This is a genomic window from Nocardia sp. NPDC049149 (genome assembly GCF_043197455.1).
In the GTDB taxonomy this organism is placed as follows: domain Bacteria; phylum Actinomycetota; class Actinomycetes; order Mycobacteriales; family Mycobacteriaceae; genus Nocardia.
Genome location: NZ_JBICTD010000001.1, coordinates 729216 through 747927, shown reverse-complemented (window position 1 = coordinate 747927; position 18712 = coordinate 729216). Strand labels below are relative to the sequence as shown.

Sequence of the window (18712 nt, the reverse complement as noted above, 5' to 3'; positions counted from 1 at the left end):
ACGTTGCTGGTGGCTCGGAGCGGCGTACGCCGCTGCGGACACGTTGTGGCTCCGCGAGTCACCCGACGGGCAGATGACCAGGCACTTCATTCGGCTGCGGTGCGCCGGTTGGCTCGGGTTCCCGCGCGGCGGCGCGGCGGCGCAGGCGTGTTCCCGAGCACGTAGGACTGCACCAGATGATTCCAGCTGCAGCTTCGGCATACCTCGACGACATGGACCGAGAACTCTTCACGAGTCTCGGCGAGGCGCGTCAGCTCCTCCGGTGCGCGGGCCGATCCTGCCGCCGGACCGAGGGTGTCGCCGTAGACCCAAGATACAAGCGTGAGTTGTTCTTTCCGGCAGATGGGGCATGTGACCTCGCTCCCCCGCCCGTGGAACTTCGCCGCACGCAGCAGATAGGGATTTGCGTCACATACTTCGGCCACGTCGACGCGGCCCGCATACACGTCAGCCAGCAACGACCGCCGCCGAAGGGCGTAGTCGACCACTTGCCGCTGGATTCGCACGAGAACCAGAGTAGCGGTGTTGTCGGGGGGCCGCCCCGGCTCAGGGGTACCGAAAACCCGCTAAAGGGCCGTTTATATCGACGAGAGCTGTAGACAGTTATATCGCTCCGATATAGTTTGGAGTCGCATCCATCGGTTAGGTCTGTACATAGTCAGGGAGGTGAAGCCCGGTGCTCGAGCTGGCAATCCTCGGGCTGCTCCTCGAATCGCCCATGCACGGCTACGAGCTGCGTAAGCGGCTGACCGGCCTGCTCGGCGCGTTTCGGGCCTTCTCCTACGGGTCGCTCTATCCCACGCTGCGCCGTATGCAGTCGGACGGACTGATCGCCGAGGAGATCCCAGCGGGCGTGGTCGCGCGCAGAGCGCGCCGCGTCTACCAACTGACGCCTGCGGGCCGGGAACGGTTCAGCGAACTGCTCGCCGACACCGGACCGCAGAACTACACCGACGACGGCTTCGGCGTGCATCTCGCCTTCTTCAGCCGCACCCCCGCCACGGCGCGGATGCGGATTCTGGAGGGCAGGCGGCGCCAGGTCGAGGAGCGCCGAGAAGGACTCCGGGAGGCGATCAAGAAGGCCAGCGGGTCGCTCGATCGCTACACCCGGCAGCTCCACCAGCTCGGACTCGAATCAAGCGAGCGCGAAGTGCGCTGGCTCAACGAGTTGATTGCGGCGGAGCAATCGACGAAGGCGGCACCACAGAAAGAGGGAAATATCGGCCATGAGTGATGACAAGAAGGCTGACAACGCCAACGAAGTTCGCGTCGCCATCGTAGGCGTGGGCAACTGCGCTTCCTCGCTGGTCCAGGGTGTGCAGTACTACAAAGACGCGGACGAGACGGCGACCGTGCCAGGCTTGATGCACGTCAAATTCGGCAAGTACCACGTCAGGGACGTGAAGTTCGTCGCCGCGTTCGACGTCGACGCCAAGAAGGTCGGTTTCGACCTCGCCGAAGCGATCTTCGCCAGCGAGAACAACACCATCAAGATCTCCGACGTGCCGCCGAGTGATGTTGTCGTGCAGCGCGGTCCGACCCTCGACGGCATCGGCAAGTACTACGCCGAGACCATCGAGCTGTCCGAGGCCGAGCCCGTCGACGTGGTGCAGGTGCTGAAGGCCAACAAGGTCGATGTCGTGGTGTCCTACCTGCCGGTCGGCTCGGAAGAGGCCGACAAGTTCTACGCGCAGTGCGCCATCGACGCGAACGTCGCGTTCGTCAACGCGCTGCCGGTGTTCATCGCCTCCGACCCGGTGTGGGCCGAAAAGTTCACCAAGGCAGGCGTTCCCATCGTCGGTGACGACATCAAGAGCCAGGTCGGCGCGACCATCACGCACCGGGTGATGGCGAAGCTGTTCGAGGATCGCGGCGTACAGCTCGACCGCACCATGCAGCTGAACGTCGGCGGCAACATGGACTTCAAGAACATGCTCGAGCGTGAGCGGCTGGAGTCGAAGAAGATCTCCAAGACCCAGGCTGTGACCAGCAACCTGAAGAAGGAGATGGGCGCCAAGGACGTGCACATCGGCCCGTCCGATCACGTCGGCTGGCTCGACGACCGCAAGTGGGCCTACGTCCGGCTCGAGGGTCGCGCCTTCGGTGACGTGCCGCTGAACCTGGAGTACAAGCTCGAGGTGTGGGACTCGCCGAACTCGGCGGGCATCATCATCGACGCGGTGCGCGCGGCGAAGATCGCCAAGGACCGCGGCATCGGCGGACCGGTCATCCCGGCGTCGGCCTACCTGATGAAGTCCCCGCCGAAGCAGCTCGCCGACGACGTCGCCCGCGAGCAGCTCGAGGCCTTCATCATCGATGCTGAATAGTTGGCCGCGCGGGCGCGGCGTGTTCGTGGCCCCCTTGGTCTCGCGTCCGAGCGGCCGAGACTAGCGCCTGCGGCGCATGCGCTTCGGCCACTCGGACGCGAGACGGGCCACGAACGGCGCTCGTAAGGCTCGCGCTGTGCGTGGTCGGGTAATCGATGACAGTCGCCCGGAGGTGTAAACCTCCGGGCGACTTGGGTTCAAAGAGTTACTCAGTCGAGGGAGACGTAGACCTCGACCGAGGTCGGGCCCGTGTACCGCTCGATTTCGGCGGTGTGCGAGCGGGTGATGGTGCCTGCGCTCTCGGCCTTGCGCACCTGGGCCCACGCGGTGCGTAGCAGGTCGTAGGGCTTGTCGGAGACGACGAACTTGGCGTAGCGGCCGGTCGGCACGCGGGTCAGCACGTCGCCCGCGTCCATCTCGGCCATCGACTCGACCTCGTAGCCGAGCACGGCGACGGCATGATCGTTCTGGCCGATGTAGGCGGCCACCCGCGGCACGTTCTTGTCCCGCGCCAGGTAGCGGTCCCAGGTGAAGTTGACCAGGTCGAGGTCGCGTGCGGTGACCTCACGGCCTGCTAGCGGGACGGTCAGTCCGGCGACCAGGCTCTCGTCCAACGTGACAATCTCGAAGTCCACAGTGTTGTTCCTACCCGTCGACTTGATCGTCTGCCAGAGCTACGAAGACTTCGACCGTGCGCGCGTCGGGATAGTGCTCCCAATCGCCGGTGTAGGCGCGCACGAATCGGCCCGCCGCCTCGGCATCCCACACCGAGCGCCAGATGTAGACCACGGTGTCGCCGAGGTTGTCGCCGCTGGCGATGAACCGGGCGAATCGACCGGCAGGCACCCTGGCCAGCACATCGCCGGGGAGTAAGTCGTCGAGGTTGCGGCAGCGGTAGCCGACGATGTGGGTCAGATACGAATTGATTTCCGGCGCGTGGTCGACGTACGCGGTCGTCGGCGGCCCAGGCAGCTGGCGAGCCAGGTTGCGCTTCCACGCCTCTTCGACTTTCGCGCGGCGCGGTCCTTCGACCGCGAGCGCCGGGCTGCGAAGTACTGTTCCCGCCACCAGCGTCTCGGGTTGGTCAACGACATTGAAATCCACCGGCGTAGCCCCTATGTCTCGTCTGTCTCCAATTGGCGGCGCTCCCGGGCTCCTCCGTGGTCACGCTAGCTGCCACTGCCGGGTCTGCCGCTCGCGCCGCCGTCTTCATTCGGCAGCATTCCCCGCACTGTGGTGTGCCATTCGGGTCTGCCGCTCGCACCGCTGTCTCTAAGTCGTCGCTCGAGCGCATATCCTTCCGCATCGATCCCGCGGCGTCGGCGTCGGCCTGGTTCCGACACAGTCGTTATTCGCTCTCACTCTGGCAAACGATGCTGCCATGTCATCCGTTCCCCCGGGGACGCCGAAGGTCACAGCATCATCGCTATCCAGGAACCGGGATGCTCAGCCCGGGAAAAATTTCCATTTCCTTAGGTCCTTCCGGGGCGGGCGGGATGATGATCACCGGTTCCCGCGGCGCGCCCTGCGGCGGATTGAGAATGTCGTAGCTGCCGCTCGACGGCTTGCTCGTGGTGGGGGCGGCCTGTGCTGCCGCCGCTCCTGCGGGGAACTGCTCGACCGGGGTGCCGTCGAGCGCGTTGTCCATCACCTGCTTCCAGATATCGGCGGGCAGGCCTGCCCCGTAGATGTCGCTGCCGCGGGCGGTGCGAATCGGCTGCGATTGTGCGGTGCCGATCCAGACCGCCGTGGACAGCGACGGGGTGTACCCGATCATCCACGCGTCCTTGTTCTGCTTGGACTCGCCGAGTTGGGTGGTCCCGGTCTTCGCCGCGGACGGGCGGCCACCGGCGAGGGCGTGACCGTTGGAGTAGGCCGCGATCGGCGTCATCGCCTGGGTGGTGTTCTCGGCGATGGTGCGCGGAATGCGTTGCTGCCCAGCGGGGAGCTGCTTGCCGACCTGCTGGCCGGGGGCGCCGCGATCCAGCAGCACCCGGCCGTCGCCGGTCACCACGCGCTGCACGAAGTACGGCTGGTGGTACATGCCCGACGCGCCGATCGTCGCGTACGCCGAGGCCATGTCGATGGGGCGAACGAGGTACTGCCCCAACACGATACCGTTCAGCGGTCGCCCGCCGTCCTCGGTGAGCGTCTTGCCTGGGACGCCGGGGATCTCCTCCGGAATGCCCGCCGCGTGCGCCGCGTCGGCGATCGCCTTCGGCCCGTCGAACATCGACATGGTCAGCCGGTAGAAGCTGGTGTTCAGCGAGCGCTTGAGTGCCTCGGCCATGCTGCACCGTCCGCACGATTCGCCGTCGACATTGGTGATCTTGGTGCCGCGGTCGGTGACCGGCGAACTGTCCAACATGCGATTCAACGGCACGCTCTGCTGCTGCGCGGCAACCACGGCGAACGGCTTGAACGCCGAGCCGGTTTGCAGCGGCGCCTGCGCGTAGTCGTAACCGATGCCGTCGAACCCGCCGAAGTAGGCGCGCACCGCGCCGGAACGCGGGTCGACGGACACGACCGCGGCGCGCAACTCGGGCGGCTGCCCGTCGAGCCTGCCGCGCACCGCGTCGAGCACGGACTGCTGCGCCTTCGCGTCGATGGTCGTGATGATCTGCAGCGCACCGGTATTCAGCTCGTGCTCGCTGATCCCCGCGGAGCGCAGCTCGCGGACCACCTGGGCGCGGATCAGGCCCTCCGGCCCGCGCGCCACGTTGTCGTCGGGGATCTCGCTGAGCGGGATGATGGCCGGGAACTTGGTGGCGTCCCGGTCGCCCGGCGCGAGGACACCCATCTCGACCATGCCGTCGAGGACGTACTGCCAGCGGGCGGTCAGGTCGGGGAGATGAGTCTCCGGGTCGAGGATCGACGGCGTGCGGACCAGCGCGGCGAGCACCGCGCCCTCGGCCATGGTGAGCTGATTGACCGGCTTGTTGAAGTAGGCCTTGGTCGCCGCCGCGATGCCGTAGGCGCCGCGGCCGTAGTAGATGGTGTTGAGGTAGGCGGCGAGGATGTCGTCCTTGCTCCACTGCCTGGCCATCTTCGCGGCGATGACGAGCTCGCGCATCTTCCTGGTCAGCGTGCGCTCGGAGCCGAGGAAGGCGTTCTTCACATACTGCTGGGTGATGGTCGAGCCGCCGCCCGCGTTCTCCTGGCCCGTCAGGTTGTCGCGGGCCGCGCGGAGGAACCCGGACGCGGAATAGCCCGGGTTGCTGTAGAAGTTGCGGTCCTCGGCGGAGAGCATCGCGTCGCGCACCGGCTGTGGCACCTCGGCCAGCGGGATCGGCGTCCGATTGCCGTTCGGCGGAACCACTTTGGCGATCACCGTGCTGCCGTCGGCGGCAAGGACGGTGGCGATCTGGTTGGTCTGCACTGCGGCCGGATCGGGGATCTCGGCGCTCCAGTAGACGAGCACGCACAACAGCAGCGGCACCACACCGAAGATGACGAAGAGCGCGAGCACCAGCCGCCGGATGCGTTCGGCTCGGGTGCGCGGCGGGCGATTCGGATCGGGGGTAGGAGTTGGCCGCGCAGGTTTGGCCGAGTGCGCATGGCGCTTGCCACGCGCTGGGCCGGTCGTCAGCTCATTCCAGCCTGCGAGCGAGGCATACGGCGCCGCCTGTCTACGCCGTTTGCGGAAGCCCACGATCATCTCCTCCCGGAGCGTCGGTCGAAACTCACCTGCACGAACAACGATCGGAAATGGCCCCAGAATCACGACTTTACTCGCGCCCCAGGGTGACCCGCGATGCTAGCAGCGCGTGTTTCGCACCGTCTGAAAACGGTGAGACATGCCCGCATACGGCGGTATTCGGGTCGGCACGGCCGCTGCGGCCTGCCGCGCCGACCCGGCGAGACTCAGCTCTTCACGCCGCCGGCGGTGAGGCCGGAGATGATCCTGCGCTGGAACAGCAGCACCATGATGACCAACGGAATCGACACGATGGTGCCTGCGGCCATGATCGCCGCGTACGGCTCGACCAGCGGGTTGTTCCCGGAGAACCGGGCGACCGCGACGGTCACCGGTTCGGTCGTGCCGCTGGAAAGCAGTCGGGCCAACAGGTATTCGTTGACCGCGGCGATGAACGCGAGGATCGCGGTGGTGAACACCGCAGGCGCGGCCAGCGGCAACATCACCAGCCGGAACGCTTGCATCTTCGTCGCGCCGTCGATCCGCGCCGCCTCCTCGAGCTCCCATGGCAGCTCGGCGAAGAACGAGGCGAGGATGTAGACGGTCATCGGCAGCACGAACGAGATGTTCGGGATGATCATCGCCTGGTACTGCCCGATCCAGCCGAGGTTGGTGAACAGCTGGAACAGCGGGGTGACCAGCACGACCACCGGGAACATCGACGCGCTCAGGATCAGCCCCGACACCAGGTACTTGCCCCGGAAGGTGAGCCTGGCCAGCGCGTACGCCGCGAGCACGCCGATGATCAGCGCGATGACGGTGGTGATCGATCCGATGATCACGCTGTTGAGCAAGGCCTTGCCGAAGTTGTTGCCTCGGGTGGTGTCGAAGGCGTTGCGGAAGTTCTCCAACGTCACGTGAGTGGGCCACGGGGTGTTGTCGAAGGTGAAGTCGGGATCGCGGAACGCGGTGACGACCATCCAGTAGAACGGCCCGAGGCCCCACAGCAGCACCACGATCACACCGGTGTACAGCCGCACCGAGCGCAGCCGATGTGTCCACGGAACTGCTTGCCCGGCAGGCTTTTCCGTTGTCCGTGTCGACATCAGTGTGCCTCCCGCTGTTCTTCCTGGGTCCGAACCGCGTTGGCGCCCAAGACTTTCACCAGCACGAAGGCCACCGCGAAGATCATCAGGAAGGTGATCGTCGACAGTGCGGCCGCGCTGTTGGGCCCCTGCCTGACCTGGTCGACCACCAGGATCGACACCACCCTGGTCGCCGGGTTGTTCAGCGTCATGATCGCGGGCAGGTCGTACATGCGCAGCGCGTCCATGGTCCGGAACAGCACCGCGACCAGCAGGGCAGGCTTGAGCAGCGGCAGCGTGATCTGGGTGAACCGCTGCCAGGCCGAGGCGCCGTCGACCCTGGCGGCCTCGTACACATCGGCCGGGATCACCTGCAGTCCGGCGAGCAGCAGCAAAGCCATGAACGGTGTCGTCTTCCAGACGTCGGCCGCGATCACCGCGAACCGGGCGGCCCACGGGTCGGAGGTCCACAGGATGTGCGTGCCGAAAACCCGGTTCACCACCCCGTCGTACTGGAACATGAACTCCCACAGCCGCGCCGTCACCGCGGTCGGGATGGCCCACGGGATCAGCACCGCCGCGCGCAGCAGCGCACGGCCGCGGAAGGTCTTGCCCATCACCATGGCGAAGCCGAGACCGAGCGTGGCCTCCAGCGTCACCGTGATCACGGTGAGGAACAGCGTGACGCCGATGGCCATCCAGAACTGCGAACCGAGGTTGCCGGTCGGGCAGCTGACCGTCTCGCCCGCCGCCTGACACTGCTGCAGCAGCCAGTGCGTGTAGTTCGAGAAGCCTGCGCTGCCGCCCTCGACGAACATGCCGGTCGACTTGTCGAGGCCGGGATCCTTCTGGAAGGACATCCAGACGGCCCGGACCACCGGGTAACCGATCACGACCGCCAGCGCAAGCAGCACCGGGGCTATGAACAGCCAGGCCTTGCCGGAGCGGCGCATTTCCAATGCCAGGGTTTCGCCGAGGCCACGCTTGCGTGGCAGGAACTCATCGCTCGACACAGTGCTGGCCGCTCCCGAGGGATCCGACACCGTTTCTCTCTCCTACGGGTCTCGTCGGGTCCGTTTCGCTCTCCGCGCTACGATCCCGCGGTTTCGATGCCCTTTTGCATGCCGATGATCGCGTCGTCGACGGACTTGGTCTTGTTCAGCGCAGCGTAGGCGTTCTCCTGGATGGCCTTCGACACCGGCGTGTAGAACGGCGTGACCGGGCGCGGCACCGCGCTGGCGATGGAATCCTTCAGCGCGGGCAGGTACGGCATCTTCGCGATGAGCGCCGGGTCGTCGTACATCGAGGCGCGCACCGAGGGCAGCGCGCCCGAGGCGACGATGTGCTGGGCGTCCTCGCTGATCAGGAAGCGGAGGAAGTCGAGCGCGGTGGCCTTGTTCTTCGAGAAGGCGCTGATCGCGGCGTTGTAACCGCCGAGGGTCGACGCGCCGACACCGTTCTCGCCGGGCAGCGGGGCGACGCCGAACTTGTCCTTCACGGTGGAGGCCTCGCCGCCGACATCACCGTAGGTGGACGGCCACGACCGCAGGAACATCAGCTTGCCCTGCGCGAAGGCGTTGCTGCTCTCCGGTTCCTTGAAGGTGATGGCTTCCTTCGGGATATCGCCGTTGGCGAAGGCGTCGACGAGCACCTTGAGCCCGGCCCGCGCCTGCGGGCTGTTCACCGTCGGGGACTTGCCGTCGGCGCCGACGAAGCTGCCGCCGTAGGCGTTGATCACCTCGGCGGCGTTCACCGTCAGGCCCTCGTACGGCGCGAACTGGCCCGCGTAGCAGCCGATGTTCTGCTCCTTGGCGATGGTGCACTGGCCGAGCAGCTCTTTCCAGGTCTTCGGCGGGTCCTGCACCAGGTCCTTGCGGTAGAACAGCAAGCCGCCGTTGGTGTTGCGCGGCGCCGCGTACAGGGTGTTGTTGTAGGTGGCGCTGGCGACCGGCGGCGAGAGCAGGGCAGAGGTGTCGATGCTGAAGGTGTCCTTGAGCGGCTGGATCCAGCCCTTCGCGGCGAACTCGGCGGTCCACGGCACGTCGAGGGCGACAACGTCGTAGTTGGACTGCTTGGAGCGCATGTGCTCGACGAGGTCGTCGTACTGCTGCGAGGCGTCGTTCGACTGCTCCTTGAACGTCACCTGCTCGTCCGGGTGCGAGGCGTTCCAGCGCTCGATGAGCTGCTTGACCGCACCGGTCTCGGTGGTGTCCTTGCCCTCGACATAGGTGATCGGCCCGCGGCCGGTCAGGTTCTGGCTGGTCGGGCTGCCGCCGCTATCGCTGGAGCAGGCGCTGGTGAACGTCGCCGACAGCAGCGCGACCGAGACAGCCGCCATCGCGGCCCTCGGTACGAGCGACGTACGTAGGGACGACACCTTTTTCACAGCCATCGCGGACTCCAGATCGATCGTGAGCATTCGCACACCCTGCCGGTTGCACAACGCAAGATACATGGTGTGGGAGTGACTCGCGGGATTGTGACGCGAAGTCCCCGCGATCGACGGACGGATCCACCCCGTCCGCGCTCGTTATGCTCGCTGGTGATGACATCGCAGAATCAGGTTCCCGAGCGGATGCTGACACGCATCGGTGGGCTGCTGCGTCAGGCCGAGTCCACCGACAACGAGCACGAGGCCGAGGCGTTCCTCGCCGCCGCGCAGCGGCTGGCCACGACCTCGTCCATCGATCTCGCGGTGGCGCGTGCCCATATCGCGGGTCGCGAGCGCAGGCCGACGCCGATTCAGCGGGTCATCCCGATCGGCGAGCCGGGCAAGCGCGGGCTGCGCACCTACGTCCAGCTGTTCGTTGCGATCGCATGCGCCAACGATGTGCGCTGCGATGTCGCGCGCACGTCGACGTCGGTGTACGCCTACGGGTTCGATTCCGATATCGACACCTGTGAGGCGTTGTACGCGAGTTTGCTGGTGCAGATGGTGCGTGCCTCGGATCAGTACATCAAGTCGGGGCAGTACCGCTCGGCCACGGTGGAGAAGGTGGTCACCGAGCGGCGCTGGGGTCACCGGGTGCAACGCCGCGTTGAGGCGCCGGTGGCCGGCGTGACGGCCCGATTGAACTTCCAGATGGCGTTTGCCGCGCGGATCGGGCAGCGGCTCGCCGCGGTGAAGGCGGAGGTCGAGGCCGAGGCGGTGCCCGAGCAGTCCGCCTCGTCCGGCACCGCACTTGCCTTGCGCAACAAGGAGATCGAACTCACCGACTTCTACACCCAGAACTCGGAAGCGCGGGGCACCTGGCGCGGACCGCAGGCGTCGGCCGGGCATTCGGCGGCGGCCCGCAGGGCCGGTGACCGGGCAGGAAAAGCGGCGCGGCTCGGGACGTCTCCCGAACTCGGCGCGCCGCGTGGGCAATTGACGCGCAAGCCGCGCGGTGCGGACGACGGTTCCGCGTGAGCGCGCGCCGAGGACGATGCTCGTGACGGTGCGAGACACACAGCGCGCCAAGGTATACGACGCCGAGCAGCTGGTCCGCGGCGTATTCGACCGGGCAGACGAGCACGGTAGCCGCACCGTCGAGCTCTACGGCTCGCACATCACGCTGCCGATCGAGCGGCGGTTCGCCTCGGTGGATTCCGTGCAGACCTACGCCGACAAGGTGCTCGCCCTCAATTGGGTTCGCGCGCACTGGGATCGCGCGGGCACGCCGGTGCGCGTCCGTTCCCGCGCCGGGACAACCGCCGCGCACTACGAGTCGGCGGACGCCGTCCTCGCCGTGCCACTGCACACCGATGACGGGACCGCCTGGGCGCTGCGGGAACTGGTTGTCCTGCACGAACTGGCCCATCACCTGGAGTCCGTCCCCGGCTCGGTCGCCGCACACGGCCCCGAATTCTGCACCCGCTACCTGGAATTGGTGGACGGCATCATCGGCCCCGAAGCAGCCCTACTGCTGCGCGCGACCATGCTCGGCTGCGGCGTCCGCCTCGGCTGAAGACCCACCGCAGCGCCGAAATCCGCACCCTTTCTGGCAATCCGCACCCTTTCTGGGCTGCTAGAGCGTGTGCGTATTCATAGAAAGAGTGCGGATTGTCAGAAGGGGTGCGGATTCTCGAGGCACTGTCGCACTCGGGTGGCGGGGACCGCTGGCGCAGGTGTTCGTTCGGAACTATTCCGGCGGTGTCTCGACCAGGCGCATGGCCCGCTCGAGTCGCTGCTGCCACCAGGCAACCCGTTCTGGATCTTGTTGCCGGTACTGCTCGGCGAGCGTGGGGTCCGGTTGTGGTGGTGTGCGCGGGACTGGCAGGTAACCGTCGACGGGACGCAGGGAGTCGGTCACCAGGTCGCCGGTGAGCAGCGACAAGGTGCCGAGGCCGCAGGCGAAGTCGAGGGTGGGAAGCGCACCGGCGAGGGCGAGTTGGGCGGCGAGACCGACGCTGGTTTCCAAGGCCGAGGAGACGACGCAGGGCAGGCCCGCCGCTTCGGCGACGCGCAGCGCGCGGCGAACGCCGCCGAGCGGGGTGCATTTGAGGACCGCGATGTCGGCGGCGCCCGCGACGGCGACCCGCAGCGGATCCTCGGCGCGGCGGATGGATTCGTCGGCGGCGATGCGGACCTCGACGCGGCGGCGGACCGCGGCGAGTTCCTCGATGGTCCGGCACGGCTGCTCGACGTACTCCAAACCGCCTGCGGCCTTATCGATTCGGGTGATGTGCCGAACCGCGGTGTCGACATCCCACACCGCGTTGGCGTCCACTCGGATGGCCCCGCCGGGACCGAGTGCGGCGCGCACCGCCTCGACCCTGGCGAGGTCTTCGGCGAGCGAATCGGGATGGTCGGCGATCTTCACCTTGGCGGTGTCGCAGCCGGACCCGGCGACGATCGCGTGCGCCCGCTCCGGATCGACCGCAGGCACCGTGCAGTTGATCGGAATCCGCTCCCGCACCGGCGCAGGCCAGCCCACCGTCACCTGCTCGAGCGCGGTGGCCAGCCAACCCGCCGCTTCGCGGTCGTCGTACTCGGTGAACGGACAGAACTCGCCCCACCCGAGCGGGCCGCGGATCAGCATCCCCTCGCGCACGGTGATGCCACGGAACCTGGTCCGCATGGGGATCGCGTAAACGATGCTCTCAACAGCGTGATCGGTCATCGCCGCCAGCCTAATAGGGACGCACCGCGCGCAGATCGCCACTCATGGGTGGGCGATGGGCCTCGCTGAGCCCAGACGAGCACGGATTTCCCCCATGGCGACTGAGTAGTTTTGCGGTCCTGCCCACGCCGCCGGATCGCGACGCTCAATGTATGACGACGTACTACCCGATGGCGCAGCCGCAGTTCGCGGCTCGACCGCAGCAGCGGACCTGGGACCTGGTGCTTGCCCTCGTGCTGTATTCCCTCGCGGCGGCACTCGGACTCGTCGCCGCTTACCTCACCGTCTTCTTCGCCTTCGCGGCCGACCCGTGCTCTGCGAACAACTGCCGCGACGGTTATCTCGGCGCCGCGTTCGCGGTGTCCTGGGGCGGCACTGCGGTGGCGCTGGTCGGTTCGCTGGTGATGATCATCGTGGCGGCCGTGAAGCGCTGGTACATGTGGTACTGGCCGGTGCTCGCGATGATCATGATCGTCGCCTCGTTCCTCGGCGGTGTTGCGCTGGCTTCCCAGGTCTACCCAGGTTCTTAGCCTGCTGTTTGAAACCCCGTGCCCGAGGGCAGATCATTCCTATGTGGTCCGGCGAGCACGGGAGTGGGTGCTGGACATCGTGCGCGCACTACTCGCTTCGCTGATCGCGCTCGGATGCGCCGGGCTGGCAGTGGCTTTCGTGTCGCTCTACGAGCTGGTCGCGCCGGACAGCAGATACCTGGCGATCGCCCAAGTAGTCGGCTGGGGTGGCGTTGCCGTGGCGCTGATCTGGACGATCGCGCTGATGATCCGAAAACTGCGCTATCGCATGCCGATCGCCTGGACCCCGATGACGGCGGTGCCGTTGATCATCGGATCGTGGCTGCTCGGCTTCCTGATCGCATTGGTCCTCGCCGAGATCTGACGCGGCGCCCACCGCGAACGATGGGCACCGGCTCAGCTCGAGATCAGAGGCGTTCGAGGATCATGGCGTTCGACAGACCGCCTGCCTCACACATGGTTTGCAGGCCGTAGCGGGCGCCGCGGTCCTGCATGGCGTGCACGAGGGTGGTGGCCAGGCGGGTGCCGGAGGCGCCGAGCGGATGGCCGATGGCGATGGCGCCGCCGTTGACGTTCACCTTGGCGAGGTCGGCGCCGGTTTCCTCGGCCCAGGCGAGGACGACCGGGGAGAAGGCCTCGTTGACCTCGAAGAGGTCGATGTCGGAGAGTTGGAGTCCCGCGCGCTGCAACACCTTTCGGGTCGACGGGATCACGGCGGTGAGCATCAGCAGCGGGTCGTCACCGACGACGGCGAAGCTGTGCAGGCGAGCCAGCGGCTTCAGGCCGAGTTCCTTCGCGCGCTCGCTGGTCATGATGAGAACCGCCGCGCTGCCGTCGCTGACCTGGCTCGCGGAGGCAGCGGTGATCTCCCAGCCGATTTGCGGGAAGCGGGCGCCCATCGCCTCGTCGTAGTAGGCGGGACGCAGCTTGGCGAGGGTGTCGAGGGTGCTGCCGACGCGGATGCCCTCGTCGGTCTGCAGCCCGTTGATCGGCGCAAGTTCGCGGGTGAACAGGCCGTTCTTCGTTGCCAGGGCGGCCTTTTCGTGGCTGCCGAGGGCGAATTCGTCGAGCTGGGTGCGGGTCAGTCCCCACTTGGCGGCGATCAGTTCGGCGCTGATCCCCTGCGGCACCAGCCCTTCCGGGTAGCGCGCGGCGAAGCCGACGCCTGCGACGTCCTCGGAGCCGACCAGGTTGGCGCCCATGGGAACTCGCCCCATCGACTCGACGCCGGCGGCGACGACGATGTCGTACGCGCCGGAGATGACACCTTGGGCGGCGAAGTGGATGGCCTGCTGGCTGCTGCCGCACTGCCGATCCACCGTGGTCGCGGGCACAGACTCGGGAAAACCCGCGGCGAGTGCGGCCCGGCGGGTCATGTTCATGCCTTGCTCGCCGACCTGGGTGACGATGCCGCCGATCACGTCGTCGATCAGTGCCGGATCGATGCCGCTGCGGTCCACCACCTCGCGCAGGCTGTGTGCGAGCAGGTCCACCGCGTTGACGTTGTGCAGAGCACCGTTCGGCTTGCCCTTGCCGATCGGCGTGCGTACCGCTTCGACGATTACCGCGTCTCTCATGACGCTTCCTTTCGGACCATGAGCCCGGCGGCCTTGCCTGGCTCTATCAACACATAGTCAGGTTACACCTGACAATAGTTGAGGAAAGTCAGCAAGGTTATGATGTTCGTCATGGCAGCAGTGATGGAAGGGCAGTTGGCCGATCTGAGCTCGTGGCAGACGACGAATTGCTCGATCGCCAAGGCGATGGATCTGGTCGGCACCCGGTCGGCCATCCTGATCCTGCGCGAGGCGTACTACGGCACCACCCGGTTCGACGGATTCGCCAAGCGGGTCGGCATCACCGACGCGGCCGCGGCCAGTCAGCTTCGCAAGCTCACCGAGGCGGGACTGCTCATCAAGCAGCCCTATCAGGAGCAGGGCAAACGCACCCGGCACGAGTATGTGCTGACCGACATGGGCCGCGACCTGCTGCCCGCCGTGCTGGCCCTCATGCAGTGGGGCGACACCTACCTGCAGCCGGGCCCGGCGCCGCTGCTGCTTGTCGAGGAATCCACCGGTGCCCCGGTGCGCGTGCAGGTCCGCAGCGAGTCCGGCCGTGAGATCGCGCTGGAAGAGCTCGGTGTGCGCGTCAACGACGACTATCTCGCCGCCCGCAAGGCCGCCAAGCGCTGATCGCGTTTAGTCCGTGCGGACGTTCCCATCCTCGTCCAGGGGGAACCACCGGCTTGCCCATCGATTGAGTGCGGCGACCGCTCCGAGTCGAGATGAAACCGGGGCTGTCACAACAGAGTTGGAGATGGAAGTGGATACCGTCGACCACAAGAAGACTTTTCGCGCGGCCTGGGAAGACTCGGCCAACACGACCTACGAGCTACCGCCGCTTGACGTCAACCAGGTGCTCGCCGATCGCTACGAGCTGGCGAGCCCCTTGGTTTTCACCCGAACCATGCTGTGGGACATGGAGGTTCGCAAATCCAGGCACCCGGACATCTACATCCCGTACGTCGTCAGCGGAGCGGCGCAATCATGGGGCGAGGGCGACATCTTCGTGCGGAGCTCCACCCAGCGGCTGTGGCTTCAACCAGAGACCTACGGCCTCGTGCTCGAACAGACTCACCTCGACCACGCGAACCAGATCGTCACGTTCATCGGTGCCGCCGAAGTGCCCGGCCCCGACGGCGAACTCCTGCACGCGGGAACGGGTCAGCCGATCTTCCATGTCGAGCACGGGGTGTCGGGTACCGAGGAACGACCACTCAACACATGGCGAATCGTCTCCCTGACCGAAACCCCCGACCCCCGCTTCGTCGAGGTCTTCGACCGAATCGCGGCAAACCCCGACCTGCCGGGTTTCCTGGAGATCTACATCCGCGACGTGCTGAAGATCGAACTGACCCCACGTCGCGAAGTTGAGTAGGTCCCACAGGCTTTGCCCACTATCCACAAAGGCTAGAACCTCTGTGAACAGCACCGACCCTCTGTGATACCAGCAAAGGCCACGACCGCACCCCTCCTGTAGATCCGCGCCCGCTGTGGGCTGCCAGAACGCGTGCGGATGTCCGGAAGGGGTGCGGCTCAGGGGATTCGGGTCAGTTCAGGCGACGTCCGTCTTGGGCGGAGAAGAAGTAGGTGTGCGTCGGGTCGGTGGACAACCGCACCCGGGTGCCCTTCGACGGCGGGTTACGCCAATCGGCCCGCGCCACAATGGTTTCCCCGGCGGCGTTGCCCGCGGAGGTGGTGCGGCCGTAGATGTAGGCGTCGGAGCCGAGCTCCTCGACCACGTCGACCTCCATCTCGATGCCCGTCCCGGTGCCGTTGCCGAGCTCGAAGTGCTCGGGCCGGATGCCGACCACCACCGAGCCCTCGGCGGCGTCGACGACCGAGCGCGGCAAGGGCAGCTCGTGCCCGCCGAGCGAGACGGATCCGTTGGGCACCGGCAGCGTGAACAGGTTCATCGCGGGCGAGCCCATGAAGCCTGCGACGAACACGTTGACCGGGTCCTGGTACAGGTCGCGCGGCGTCGCGCACTGCTGCAGCAGGCCGTCTTTGAGCACTGCCACGCGGTCGCCCATGGTCATCGCCTCGACCTGGTCGTGCGTGACGTACACGGTGGTGGTGCCGAGCCTGCGCTGCAGCTGCGCGATCTGCGTGCGGGTCTGCACGCGCAGCTTCGCGTCCAGGTTGGACAGCGGCTCGTCCATCAGGAACACCTGCGGCTGGCGCACGATCGCCCGGCCCATCGCGACGCGCTGGCGCTGGCCGCCGGACAGCGCCTTCGGCTTGCGGTCCAGGTACGGCTCCAGGTCGAGCAGCTGTGCCGCCTCGAGCACCCGCTTCTGCGTCTCCGCCTTGGCGACCTTGGCCAATTTCAGCGCGAAGCCCATGTTCTCGGCGACGGTCATGTGCGGGTAGAGCGCGTAGTTCTGGAACACCATCGCGATATCGCGTTCCTTGGGCTCGGCGTGCGTCACGTCGTTGGCGCCGATCAGGATCCGCCCGTCGCTGACGTCCTCCAGGCCGGCGAGCATGCGCAGCGAGGTCGACTTTCCGCAGCCGGAAGGGCCGACGAGAACAAGGAATTCACCGTCTGCGATCTCGAGATTCAACGCATCGACAGCGGGTTTGGTTGAGCCGGGGTAGAGCCGCGTAGCGCGGTCGAAGGTCACCGTGGCCATGACAAATCACATCCCATCACCGGCAGGAACGTGCCGGACGATCCGAGTAAGGGTTGACCCGCGATGCTACTAGGTCTGCTCGATTCCTGCTCGAAATGCTCGAGCTTGCGCACCAGAACATTCCGGCCGATTCGATAGCCGGCTGCCATGGCAGAAGGAAGAGGCACCATCGGCGGCCATATCTTCCCAGGTGTGGGCCGTAGCGATCCTGCGAGTCGTTGTGGTCCGCGCCTACGATGTCTGGTGCGCCCGCGCTGGTGCCCCACAACCGGCCGACGGCGATCGACAGGAGACTTTTGTGGAGAGGCCGATTTCGGCGATTCCCCCGCTCGATGAGTGGCTCGCGTTGGTGTCCCCAGCCTGGGTGCCGGCTTTCTCTGGACAGCAGCCACCACGTAACCGGATCGTCGGAGGTTGGCCGGTGTCGGCGGGCGGTGCGGCCGGGCCGTTTCAGCCGAATCCCGGCTATGTGCCCGCCGATGATTCGGAACCGACCGACCCCATCGACGCGATCCTCTGGTTGATTGCCGGGGGTGAGCGCCTCGTCGACGACCTCGTCTCCGCGCTCCGTCGATGGGCCGTCGTGATCGCGTGCGATGAACAGGACCGGCCGACCGTGGTGACCGCGCCCAACGGCAGTTCTTGCGTTATGGCGGCAACCGCCGAAGTGCAGAAACTCGGGGTGACGGCAAGCCATTGGATGTCTGTGCTCGGTGTCGATCTTCCGGATATAGTTCCCGCCGGAGTTGATATCCTCCTCAACCCGAATGGCTCCGCGCCTTCCAGTCTCCGCATCGACCTGTTGCGGGAAGAATCGTGAATCCAGTCACCCGAGCGTTGGAACAAGTCGGTAAGACGCTTGCGCATACGTTCACGCGTACCGGCCGCGCACTACGCAAAAACAACGACGACACCGTACAGCCCGGATTGCACGGCATCGCCGAACATGCCCGGGCAGTCGACGGGGCCGGCCTTCGACGTCTGGGCGGCATTGATCCGGATGGTCGGCAGCGCACATTCAGCCCTCGGCGTGTTCGAAGTGTCGAGCTTCGTGGGCGCACGCAGGTGGGCGAAACAGTTTTGGGTGAGCCCCGCGAGGAATACGGCACCATCGGGATAGATTTCTCGGTGGCTAAGGAGTCACGTACCCGCCACCGCTATTGGGCGGGCGCAAAACGCAGAGATGATGACGCGTACTACCCGAAAGAAGGACGCGCGAGCGCGGGGAAAACGCCGTGGTCATATGAGAAGCTCGATTTGGATGAGCCATTTACTGCTACGGATGGAGAAGGGCATGCCAAGCAGCTGGCGGAATTGCTGAACAGGCCGCATGGGGCAAGCTCGGGAAAGGCGCCATTCTTTTCATTCTCGGATACCAATGGAGAAGAATATCTGCTACGGGTGCGGAAATGGCTGGGCGGGTCCAGAATCGTGCGAGTGAGCGGCGAGGACTACGGTGCCGTTGTCGGGCACAAGATGGAACAGCTGCAGCATAAGTATGATTCTCGCGTCGGTGGAATGGGTCCGTTGTTTCAGGGGCCGGTGGCTCTCTTGTCGGAAAAACCTGCTAATGGTGCGGCAGCCGACGCGGCCGCGGCACTGCATCAATCCGACATTCAACGGGACATCCATACCAACAATGTTCCGATTAGAACACATGCAGATATCGAGTCCAAAGCGGACGAATACAGGTATGAGGATGAGACCGGATATTATCCGCCTAACGCAGTGCTTTCCGAGCTGCGTTTGGATGGCGACGACGGAACGAGCCCGGGCGATACACCGTGGACGGTCCACCCGGCGCCTGCGAAGCCGCCGACAACTGGAGTCGATTAG

At 66.1% G+C, this 18712-nt stretch carries 20 protein-coding genes; 10 read left to right on the top strand and 10 right to left on the bottom strand.

All coding sequences use genetic code 11. From position 1 onward, the window contains the following. Positions 1-86: 86 nt before the first annotated feature. Entirely contained in the window at positions 87-506 is a 420-nt protein-coding gene (locus tag ACGFNJ_RS03605) for a DUF5318 domain-containing protein (RefSeq protein ID WP_167837604.1), read from the bottom strand. 170 nt (positions 507-676) lie between these two features. Between ACGFNJ_RS03605 and ACGFNJ_RS03600 the strand changes: the two genes are divergently transcribed. Together ACGFNJ_RS03600 and ACGFNJ_RS03595 are read left to right on the top strand one after the other, a co-directional pair. Beyond that, entirely contained in the window at positions 677-1234 is a 558-nt protein-coding gene (locus ACGFNJ_RS03600) for a PadR family transcriptional regulator (RefSeq protein WP_069161339.1), read from the top strand. Then, the gene (locus ACGFNJ_RS03595; protein WP_393442939.1) at positions 1227-2327 is read left to right on the top strand and encodes an inositol-3-phosphate synthase; all 1101 of its coding nucleotides are present in this window, start codon (positions 1227-1229) and stop codon (positions 2325-2327) included. The genes ACGFNJ_RS03600 and ACGFNJ_RS03595 overlap by 8 nt, the downstream gene beginning before the upstream one ends. A 209-nt stretch (positions 2328-2536) precedes the next feature. Here ACGFNJ_RS03595 and ACGFNJ_RS03590 read toward each other — a convergent pair whose 3' ends face one another. The 6 genes from ACGFNJ_RS03590 to ACGFNJ_RS03565 form a co-directional block, all read right to left on the bottom strand. Next, complete coding sequence (locus tag ACGFNJ_RS03590; RefSeq protein ID WP_393442937.1) at positions 2537-2962, bottom strand: GyrI-like domain-containing protein; 426 nt, start codon at positions 2960-2962, stop codon at positions 2537-2539. Between the two features lie 10 nt (positions 2963-2972). After that, complete coding sequence (locus tag ACGFNJ_RS03585; protein WP_393442935.1) at positions 2973-3431, bottom strand: GyrI-like domain-containing protein; 459 nt, start codon at positions 3429-3431, stop codon at positions 2973-2975. A gap of 322 nt (positions 3432-3753) precedes the next feature. Beyond that, positions 3754-5985: a transglycosylase domain-containing protein gene (locus ACGFNJ_RS03580; RefSeq protein ID WP_393442933.1), complete on the bottom strand. Its 2232-nt coding sequence runs from the start codon at positions 5983-5985 to the stop codon at positions 3754-3756. Between the two features lie 206 nt (positions 5986-6191). Next, positions 6192-7070, bottom strand: coding sequence for a carbohydrate ABC transporter permease (locus ACGFNJ_RS03575; RefSeq protein ID WP_393442931.1), 879 nt, complete (start codon positions 7068-7070; stop codon positions 6192-6194). Further along, complete coding sequence (locus tag ACGFNJ_RS03570) at positions 7070-8002, bottom strand: carbohydrate ABC transporter permease (protein ID WP_393443747.1); 933 nt, start codon at positions 8000-8002, stop codon at positions 7070-7072. Before ACGFNJ_RS03570 ends, ACGFNJ_RS03575 begins: the two co-directional genes overlap by 1 nt. Before the next feature lie 137 nt (positions 8003-8139). Beyond that, the gene (locus tag ACGFNJ_RS03565) at positions 8140-9441 is read right to left on the bottom strand and encodes an ABC transporter substrate-binding protein (RefSeq protein WP_393443745.1); all 1302 of its coding nucleotides are present in this window, start codon (positions 9439-9441) and stop codon (positions 8140-8142) included. Between the two features lie 153 nt (positions 9442-9594). On the opposite strand from ACGFNJ_RS03565, the gene ACGFNJ_RS03560 reads away from it, so the two are divergent. Both ACGFNJ_RS03560 and ACGFNJ_RS03555 read left to right on the top strand, forming a co-directional pair. Further along, positions 9595-10458 (top strand): DUF2786 domain-containing protein, encoded by an 864-nt coding sequence (locus ACGFNJ_RS03560; protein WP_393442929.1) that lies wholly within the window; start codon positions 9595-9597, stop codon positions 10456-10458. Between the two features lie 16 nt (positions 10459-10474). After that, positions 10475-10996 carry a TIGR04338 family metallohydrolase gene (locus tag ACGFNJ_RS03555; protein WP_393442927.1) on the top strand — a complete coding sequence of 174 codons (522 nt, stop codon included), beginning with the start codon at positions 10475-10477 and terminating at the stop codon, positions 10994-10996. A 174-nt stretch (positions 10997-11170) separates the two neighbouring features. On the opposite strand, the gene ACGFNJ_RS03550 is transcribed toward ACGFNJ_RS03555, so the two are convergent. Then, complete coding sequence (locus tag ACGFNJ_RS03550) at positions 11171-12151, bottom strand: o-succinylbenzoate synthase (protein ID WP_393442925.1); 981 nt, start codon at positions 12149-12151, stop codon at positions 11171-11173. A gap of 152 nt (positions 12152-12303) precedes the next feature. On the opposite strand from ACGFNJ_RS03550, the gene ACGFNJ_RS03545 reads away from it, so the two are divergent. Further along, on the top strand, positions 12304-12681 hold the full coding sequence (locus ACGFNJ_RS03545; RefSeq protein WP_393442923.1) for a hypothetical protein: 378 nt from the start codon (positions 12304-12306) through the stop codon (positions 12679-12681). A 43-nt stretch (positions 12682-12724) separates the two neighbouring features. Then, a complete protein-coding gene (locus ACGFNJ_RS03540) occupies positions 12725-13045 on the top strand; it encodes a hypothetical protein (protein ID WP_393442921.1) in 321 nt (106 codons plus the stop codon). Positions 13046-13088: 43 nt separating this feature from the next. Here the strand turns inward: ACGFNJ_RS03540 and ACGFNJ_RS03535 are convergent, their stop codons facing one another. Continuing rightward, entirely contained in the window at positions 13089-14258 is a 1170-nt protein-coding gene (locus tag ACGFNJ_RS03535) for a thiolase family protein (RefSeq protein ID WP_393442919.1), read from the bottom strand. A 99-nt stretch (positions 14259-14357) separates the two neighbouring features. Here ACGFNJ_RS03535 and ACGFNJ_RS03530 point away from each other — a divergent pair, with 99 nt between their 5' ends. Further along, complete coding sequence (locus ACGFNJ_RS03530; protein WP_393442917.1) at positions 14358-14873, top strand: winged helix-turn-helix transcriptional regulator; 516 nt, start codon at positions 14358-14360, stop codon at positions 14871-14873. 124 nt (positions 14874-14997) lie between these two features. Further along, on the top strand, positions 14998-15618 hold the full coding sequence (locus tag ACGFNJ_RS03525; protein ID WP_393442915.1) for a hypothetical protein: 621 nt from the start codon (positions 14998-15000) through the stop codon (positions 15616-15618). 172 nt (positions 15619-15790) lie between these two features. On the opposite strand, the gene ACGFNJ_RS03520 is transcribed toward ACGFNJ_RS03525, so the two are convergent. Further along, the gene (locus tag ACGFNJ_RS03520) at positions 15791-16876 is read right to left on the bottom strand and encodes an ABC transporter ATP-binding protein (RefSeq protein WP_393442913.1); all 1086 of its coding nucleotides are present in this window, start codon (positions 16874-16876) and stop codon (positions 15791-15793) included. A 190-nt stretch (positions 16877-17066) separates the two neighbouring features. Here ACGFNJ_RS03520 and ACGFNJ_RS03515 point away from each other — a divergent pair, with 190 nt between their 5' ends. Continuing rightward, positions 17067-17696, top strand: coding sequence for a type VII secretion system-associated protein (locus ACGFNJ_RS03515; protein WP_393442911.1), 630 nt, complete (start codon positions 17067-17069; stop codon positions 17694-17696). Continuing rightward, entirely contained in the window at positions 17693-18712 is a 1020-nt protein-coding gene (locus ACGFNJ_RS03510; protein WP_393442909.1) for a hypothetical protein, read from the top strand. Before ACGFNJ_RS03515 ends, ACGFNJ_RS03510 begins: the two co-directional genes overlap by 4 nt.

Bases quoted from the DNA above. Each gene is read 5' to 3' on its own strand.
- ACGFNJ_RS03565 (WP_393443745.1), bottom strand. From the start codon at position 9,441: ATGGCTGTGAAAAAGGTGTCGTCCCTACGTACGTCGCTCGTACCGAGG.
- ACGFNJ_RS03570 (WP_393443747.1), bottom strand. From the start codon at position 8,002: ATGCGCCGCTCCGGCAAGGCCTGGCTGTTCATAGCCCCGGTGCTGCTT.
- ACGFNJ_RS03530 (WP_393442917.1), top strand. From the start codon at position 14,358: ATGATGTTCGTCATGGCAGCAGTGATGGAAGGGCAGTTGGCCGATCTG.
- ACGFNJ_RS03525 (WP_393442915.1), top strand. From the start codon at position 14,998: ATGGAAGTGGATACCGTCGACCACAAGAAGACTTTTCGCGCGGCCTGG.
- ACGFNJ_RS03535 (WP_393442919.1), bottom strand. From the start codon at position 14,258: ATGAGAGACGCGGTAATCGTCGAAGCGGTACGCACGCCGATCGGCAAG.
- ACGFNJ_RS03560 (WP_393442929.1), top strand. From the start codon at position 9,595: ATGACATCGCAGAATCAGGTTCCCGAGCGGATGCTGACACGCATCGGT.
- ACGFNJ_RS03575 (WP_393442931.1), bottom strand. From the start codon at position 7,070: ATGTCGACACGGACAACGGAAAAGCCTGCCGGGCAAGCAGTTCCGTGG.
- ACGFNJ_RS03595 (WP_393442939.1), top strand. From the start codon at position 1,227: ATGAGTGATGACAAGAAGGCTGACAACGCCAACGAAGTTCGCGTCGCC.
- ACGFNJ_RS03550 (WP_393442925.1), bottom strand. From the start codon at position 12,151: ATGACCGATCACGCTGTTGAGAGCATCGTTTACGCGATCCCCATGCGG.
- ACGFNJ_RS03580 (WP_393442933.1), bottom strand. From the start codon at position 5,985: ATGATCGTGGGCTTCCGCAAACGGCGTAGACAGGCGGCGCCGTATGCC.
- ACGFNJ_RS03555 (WP_393442927.1), top strand. From the start codon at position 10,475: ATGCTCGTGACGGTGCGAGACACACAGCGCGCCAAGGTATACGACGCC.
- ACGFNJ_RS03545 (WP_393442923.1), top strand. From the start codon at position 12,304: ATGACGACGTACTACCCGATGGCGCAGCCGCAGTTCGCGGCTCGACCG.
- ACGFNJ_RS03520 (WP_393442913.1), bottom strand. From the start codon at position 16,876: ATGGCCACGGTGACCTTCGACCGCGCTACGCGGCTCTACCCCGGCTCA.